The 6,582-nt window shown below is 66.0% G+C and carries 3 protein-coding genes and 2 pseudogenes; 2 read left to right on the plus strand and 3 right to left on the minus strand.

From position 1 onward, the window contains the following. Nucleotides 1-1,247 (plus strand): 3-hydroxyacyl-CoA dehydrogenase family protein (locus F0Q45_RS23350; RefSeq protein ID WP_149656166.1); only part of this gene is annotated, 1,247 nt, incomplete at its 5' end. Nucleotides 1,248-1,368: 121 nt separating this feature from the next. On the opposite strand, the pseudogene F0Q45_RS23355 reads toward F0Q45_RS23350, so the two are convergent. Next, nucleotides 1,369-2,137: pseudogene (locus F0Q45_RS23355) on the minus strand (TIGR03620 family F420-dependent LLM class oxidoreductase). 118 nt (nucleotides 2,138-2,255) lie between these two features. Here F0Q45_RS23355 and F0Q45_RS23360 point away from each other — a divergent pair. Further along, nucleotides 2,256-2,576: pseudogene (locus F0Q45_RS23360) on the plus strand (LLM class flavin-dependent oxidoreductase); the annotation flags it as partial. Nucleotides 2,577-2,657: 81 nt separating this feature from the next. On the opposite strand, the gene F0Q45_RS23365 reads toward F0Q45_RS23360, so the two are convergent. Together F0Q45_RS23365 and F0Q45_RS23370 are read right to left on the minus strand one after the other, a co-directional pair. Then, entirely contained in the window at nucleotides 2,658-4,307 is a 1,650-nt protein-coding gene (locus F0Q45_RS23365) for a DNA repair helicase XPB (RefSeq protein ID WP_149656167.1), read from the minus strand. 65 nt (nucleotides 4,308-4,372) lie between these two features. Beyond that, nucleotides 4,373-6,580: a helicase C-terminal domain-containing protein gene (locus F0Q45_RS23370; protein WP_262491137.1), complete on the minus strand. Its 2,208-nt coding sequence runs from the start codon at nucleotides 6,578-6,580 to the stop codon at nucleotides 4,373-4,375. Nucleotides 6,581-6,582: the final 2 nt, after the last annotated feature.

Below are 6,582 nucleotides of genomic sequence, written 5' to 3' on the forward strand. Positions count from 1 at the left end.
TCGACCTGCAGGCCATCAATGCCGGTAAGTCGCGACCCGACGGGATCGGCAAGACCCCGATCAAGAAGATCGGTGTGCTGGGCGCGGGCATGATGGGCGCCGGCATCGCCTATGTCTCGGCCAAAGCCGGCTTCGACGTGGTCATCAAAGATGTCAGCCTAGAGGCGGCGCAAAAGGGCAAGGGCTACTCCGAAAAACTGGAAGCCAAGGCGTTGGAGCGGGGTCGTACCACCCAGGAGCGCAGCGATGCCCTGCTGGCACGCATCACCCCGACGGCCGACGCGACCGACTTCGCCGGTGTGGACTTCGTCGTCGAAGCCGTCTTCGAGAACCAGGAGCTCAAGCACAAGGTGTTCCAGGAGATCGAGGACATCGTCGAGCCGAACGCTGTGCTGGGGTCTAACACCTCGACACTGCCGATCACCGGTCTGGCGACCGGCGTCAAGCGGCAGGAAGATTTCATCGGAATCCACTTCTTCTCACCGGTCGACAAGATGCCGCTGGTCGAAATCATCAAGGGCGAGAAGACTTCTGACGAGACCCTGGCCCGGGTGTTCGACTACACGCTGGCTATCGGCAAAACCCCGATTGTCGTTAACGACAGTCGCGGCTTTTTCACCTCACGGGTCATCGGCACCTTCGTCAACGAGGCGCTGGCGATGCTGGGCGAGGGCGTGGAGCCGTCCAGCATCGAGCAGGCCGGCTCACAGGCCGGGTACCCGGCCCCGCCGCTGCAGCTGTCCGACGAGCTGAACCTGGAGCTGATGCACAAGATCGCGGTAGCTACCCGTAAGGCGACGGAAGATGCGGGTGCCGTCTACACGCCGCACCCGGCCGAGGCGGTCGTTGAGAAAATGATCGAACTCGGGCGATCCGGCCGGCTCAAGGGGGCGGGCTTCTACGAGTACGCCGACGGTAAACGATCCGGCTTGTGGCCGGGCCTGCGGGAGACGTTCAAGTCCGGCTCGTCGAACCCGCCGCTGCAGGACATGATCGACCGGATGCTGTTCGCCGAGGCGCTGGAAACCCAGAAATGCCTCGACGAGGGCGTGTTGACCTCGACGGCTGACGCGAATATCGGGTCCATCATGGGTATCGGGTTCCCGCCGTGGACCGGTGGTAGCGCGCAGTTCATCGTCGGCTATCAGGGGCCGGCCGGTATCGGCAAGCAAGCCTTTGTGGCCCGGGCGCGTGAGCTGGCGGCCAAGTACGGCGACCGTTTCCTGCCGCCGGACTCGCTCACCTAAAGCACCGCGAGCAGTCCCCGCAGGGAGGTACCCCAGCAGAATCGCCCTTTTGCCTAGCAAGATGGGCGATTTTGTGTCTGCTCGCGCCAGTGCCGCGCAGCTCTGCCGTCGATTTTCCGAGCTAATTGCGGGCGCCTGCGAGTCGACGCCATTGCTCGCGGGGGAATTCTCGCCGGTCGGCTGTCAGCACCTGGACGCACACATGGTCGGCGCCGGCCCCATGATGCTCGGCGATCCGCAGCATAATCGTTTCCTCGTCGCCCCACGCGATGATCGCGTCGACGAGGCGATCGCTCACATGTGCCAGATCATCTTCGCAGAACCCGCTGCGCAACAAATGGTTGGCGTAGTTCGGCAACGCCAAATATCCTCGCAGCCAAGCGGTTCCGATGCGGCGCGCCTCGTCGGCGTCGTCGGTCACGATTGCGGTCTGCTCCGGCAGCAGCCACGGCCCCTCGCCCAAAATCGCACGGGCAGAAGCGGTGTGCTCAGGCGTGACCAAGTAAGGGTGAGCGCCGCGGGCGCGGCGTGCGTACAACTCCAGCATCTTCGGGCCCAGCGCGGCCAGAACCCGCCGCGCGGTGGGCACCGGCGGCCGGGCGGCGTCGAGTCCGTCCAGAAATGACGCCGTGCTCAGCGGTCAGCGCAGCATAGGATGCAGCGACCTCGTCGGCCGAGTGCATCCACAGATTGAGGATCCCGGTGGCGACGACGGTTTGCTTGGTTGCCGCGAGCAGGCGACCCACCGCGTCCAGCACGGGACCGCCGACGTCGGGAATCCACCGCGCGGTAAAGCCCAGTTCATCCAATTCCGCTGCCGCATCGGCGGCTTCGGATGCGTCGCCGTAGCGCAGTTGGCTGCTCCACACCCCGAGACCGGCCAGCTCCATCCGGCTCTATCCTTTCCTGGCAGCTGCGACTTCATGCCCATGCTGCCACGCTCACGCGGGCGAGTATTCCTTGAACTGCGTGGAATCGTGCAGCCGGGCGCGGGCTAGAGTCCCAGCCATGCGCTTTGGTCTCTTCATTCCGCAAGGCTGGCGAATGGATCTCGTTGGCATCGAAACCGAGCAACACTGGTCGGTGATGCGCGACTTGGCGAGCTACGCCGACAGCAGCCGCTGGGATTCGCTGTGGGTCTACGACCACTTCCACACCGTGCCGCTGCCCACCGACGAAGCCACCCACGAGGCGTGGTCCCTGATGGCGGCCTACGCCGCGACCACGTCGCGAATCAAGCTCGGCCAAATGTGTACGGCCATGAGCTACCGCAATCCGGTATACCTGGCCAAGGTGGCGGCCACCGCTGACATCATCTCCGGCTGCCGCACGTCCAAAGATAACCACCAGCAGACACAGAATCGCACGAGCGCTGGGCGTTTCGTGCGATTCTGTGTCTGCTCGCCAGATCTAGATCGCCGGGCCTAGCAGGTCGTCGGCGTCGCGGATGATGTAGCCATAACCCTGTTCGGCCAAGAACCGCTGCCGGTGGGCGGCGTATTCGGCATCCAGGCTATCGCGAGCCACCACCGAGTAGAAGATGGCGCCGCCTCCGTCGGACTTCGGTCGCAGCAGCCGGCCTAACCGCTGCGCTTCTTCCTGACGGGATCCGAACGTGCCCGAAACCTGCACCGCCACAGAGGCTTCCGGCAAGTCGATGGAGAAGTTGGCCACCTTGGACACCACCAAGGTGGAGATCTCGCCGCGGCGGAAGGCGTCGAACAGCGCCTCGCGTTCGCTGGTCTTCGTCGACCCTTGGATTACCGGGGCATCCAGCTCGGCACCTAGCTCGTCGAGTTGATCCAGGTAGGCGCCGATCACCAAAGTCTGCTCACCCGGATGACGCTGCAGAATCGATTTGACCACAGCAATTTTGGTGTGCACTGTCGAGCACAGTCGGTAGCGTTCCTCGGGTTCGGCGGTGGCGTATGTCATGCGTTCGCTATCGGTCATGGTGACCCGGACTTCGACGCACTCCGCCGGCGCGATCCAACCCTGGGTCTCGATGTCCTTCCAGGGCGCGTCATAACGCTTTGGGCCGATCAGGGAGAACACATCCCCCTCGCGGCCGTCTTCGCGGATCAACGTTGCGGTCAAGCCCAACCGCCGCTTGGATTGTAGATCGGCGGTCATCCGGAACACCGGCGCCGGCAGCAGATGCACCTCGTCATAGATGATCAAGCCCCAGTCACGGCTATCGAAAAGCTCTAAGTGCCGGTACTCGCCTTTACTGCGCCGGGTGATCATCTGATATGTCGAAATGGTGACCGGCCGGATTTCCTTGCGCTCGCCCGAGTATTCGCCGATCTCGTCCTCAGTCAGCGAAGTGCGCGCTACCAATTCGCGCTTCCACTGCCGGGCCGCCACGATGTTGGTAACCAGGATCAGCGTCGTCGCCTGTGCTTTGGCCATCGCGGCCGCGCCGACCAACGTCTTACCCGCACCGCACGGCAGCACCACCACCCCGGAGCCGCCGGCCCAGAATGAGTCAGCGGCCAGCTGCTGGTAGTCACGCAGCTGCCAGCCATCCTGCTGCAGGCTGATCGCGTGTGCCTCGCCATCAACGTAACCAGCGAGATCTTCGGCCGGCCAGCCGATTTTGAGCAAAAGCTGCTTGACCCTGCCGCGTTCGCTCGGGTGGACGACAACGGTGTCGCCATCGATCCGGGCGCCGAGCATCGGGGCAATCTTCTTGTTGCGCAGCACTTCCTCGAGTACCGCGCGGTCCAGGCTAACCAGTGTCAGGCCGTGCGCGGGATTCTTGATCAACTGCAACCGACCGTAGCGGGCCATGGTGTCAACGATGTCGACCAGCAGCGGCTGCGGCACCGCGTAGCGGGAGTGCGATACCAGCGCGTCGACGACCTGCTCAGCGTCGTGGCCGGCAGCGCGGGCGTTCCACAGCGCCAGCGGCGTTATCCGATAGGTGTGCACGTGCTCGGGGGCGCGTTCCAGTTCGGCGAACGGCGCGATGGCGGCGCGTGCGGCCCCGGCAAGCTCATGGTCGACCTCGAGCAGCACCGTCTTGTCGGACTGCACGATCAACGGCCCGTCAGTCAAGGGCGCCGCTCCTCTGTCTCGCTGCGCTCTGCATCGTCGCCGGCGCGGGTCATGGGATCCATTATTCAGTCGTCGACCGACATCACCGACGTGATGCGATGCACGGCGAACTCGCGCAGCCGCGCCGCTGACGAGTCGAAGGCGACCAGCTGACCACCCCGGATCACAATCGGTGTTACCACCCGCTGGGTAGCCACGCCGGCGGCGTCGAGGTAGCCGATCAACACCGTGTCACCGTCTTTGGCCGCGCGCTGTAGTAGCGACATGGCGACGGCCGGGTCCACTCGGATGTTGCCGAACGGCGCAGCGGTCACCCTACGTAACACCGCGACGACCGCGTGCAACGTCTCGGTGCTGGGCCGCGGCGGCGGGCGGTAGGGCCGGCGTTGATTAGGCGCGGGCACCCGGGCGCCGCGCGGGCGGACGTCGACAATGGCGCCGGTGGAATCTTCGGCTGCCGGGGCGAAGCCGGCATTTCGCAGGGCGGCCAGCACCTCGGCGATCGGAGCGGGGGACACCGCCACCGTCGGCGCCAAAGCCCGCAGCTGTAGGCCCTCGGCCGCGGCCACCGCGTGGGCCAGCAGCGCGGGGTCCTCACAGCGCACGAACGATGCTGCCAAGCCGATCCGGAGTTGCCCGTGCCGGCGTGCGACATCGTCGATGAGGTAGGTGAGCCCTTGCGGAACAGGTGTCTTGGAGTGGTCGGCAAAAAAAGAATGCAGAAAGTCACGGGTCTTGCCGACATCGAGCGCATGCCGGATGGACTGCTCGCTAACGCGGTACACCATTGCCGCGCCGGCCGATTCGACGGTGGCCACCGTGGCCAGTTCATCGGCGAGACCGCGGCGCAGCGGTCCTGGCACTACCACGGTCAAGTCTGCCTGCAGCAGAAAGTGGTCGATCGGTTTGGGCAACGCCCGCGTCATGGCGCTGATTACGGCGCCGGCGTCCCCGTCGTTGAGCAGCGCGCGGCCAGCCGTGCTGATCGCGCCGCGCCCAACGAGACCCAGCGCGTGCGCCTCGGTCAGCAGATCCGCCAGCGGCTCCGGCTGCAGCCGGCGAGCCCAGCGCGGCCGGCGCCAGATCAACGCCGCCGAGGCCGTTGCCTCATTAACACCAGAACCGGCGGGCAGCTGGGCCAGCATGTCCAGCAGCAGCCGGCGGTCCAGCGGCGCGGCTGTCGAAAACAGCGAATCACTCAAGGCGCCATATGGTTTGGCGTCCGGGCCGCGGCTGCCGATCAACGCCGGCCGGCCCGGCAGGTCGAGCCAGGTGCAGGCCAACAGGTGCCACCGCTCGGCGGCGGACATCGCAGTGAACCGATCGGCGGTGGGCGTCGGCGCCCAATACGGTCCTTCACCGTGGAGTGGCAGGGGATCCGGCATGCCGTTGCCGATCAGTCCTGCCGCGGCCACCACCTCGAGGATCAGTCCTAGTCGAGGTTCCTCGATTCCGGTCGTCTTGGCCAGCCGCTTGAGTTCACGCACGCCAAGCCCGCCGCTACGCAGCTCGGGAACCGGTGCCACGCTGAGGTTTTGTAGCAGTACGTCGACTTCGCGCAGCAGGTCGATGACAGCGCCGGCCGCGGCGGCGTCGACGTCGTCCGGCGTGGTGGTAACAACCACCGGATCCGGTACGGTCAGCTGTGTCGGACCTGGTTCCTCGCCGCGCAGCACCTGACCCACCTGGCGGGGCAGGATCACCGTCTCGGCATCGATGCGCCGCAGTAGCCCCACTGTCAGCAGCCGCGGCACCGGCCGATCCGGCGGGGCGCCCGGTGCGGCGTCGCGAGTCCGCCCCATAGGCGATCCTTCGAGCAACCTGTCCAGCACCGCGCGCTGGGCCTTGTCGAGCCCGGCGATCAGCCCGGCGATCTCGTCGCCGGTGCACGAGGCGTCTTCGAGGATCACCTGACCCGGATGCCACGGCAGCGCTGAGCCGGTATCGGCGGCGATCCGGACGGCGCTTTCGCCCCAGGCCAGGGCTCGTTGCTTCAGGGCTGCCAGCGCGTCGGTGACTTCGGCTTCGCTGGCGCGGTCGGCGGTCAAAGACAGCAGCTTGGCGAGCGGCACCGGCGCGGTGTCGGCCTGCAGCACCAGCAATGCGTCGAGCACCGCCAGCCGTAGGAAGTCGAGGTCATCGGTGGCGGCCTTGACCGACTGTCTGGCCTGGGCCCGTGCGGCCAGTGCGGCGAGGCTGCCAGGTGGTGGCTGGGCGAGGTCCGGCCGTAGCTCCAGGAGCAGGATCAACCGCTCGTCGGGTAGGTCGGCCAGCC

Origin of the sequence: Mycobacterium simiae (assembly GCF_008370645.1) — a bacterium.
Lineage (GTDB): Bacteria > Actinomycetota > Actinomycetes > Mycobacteriales > Mycobacteriaceae > Mycobacterium > Mycobacterium simiae_A.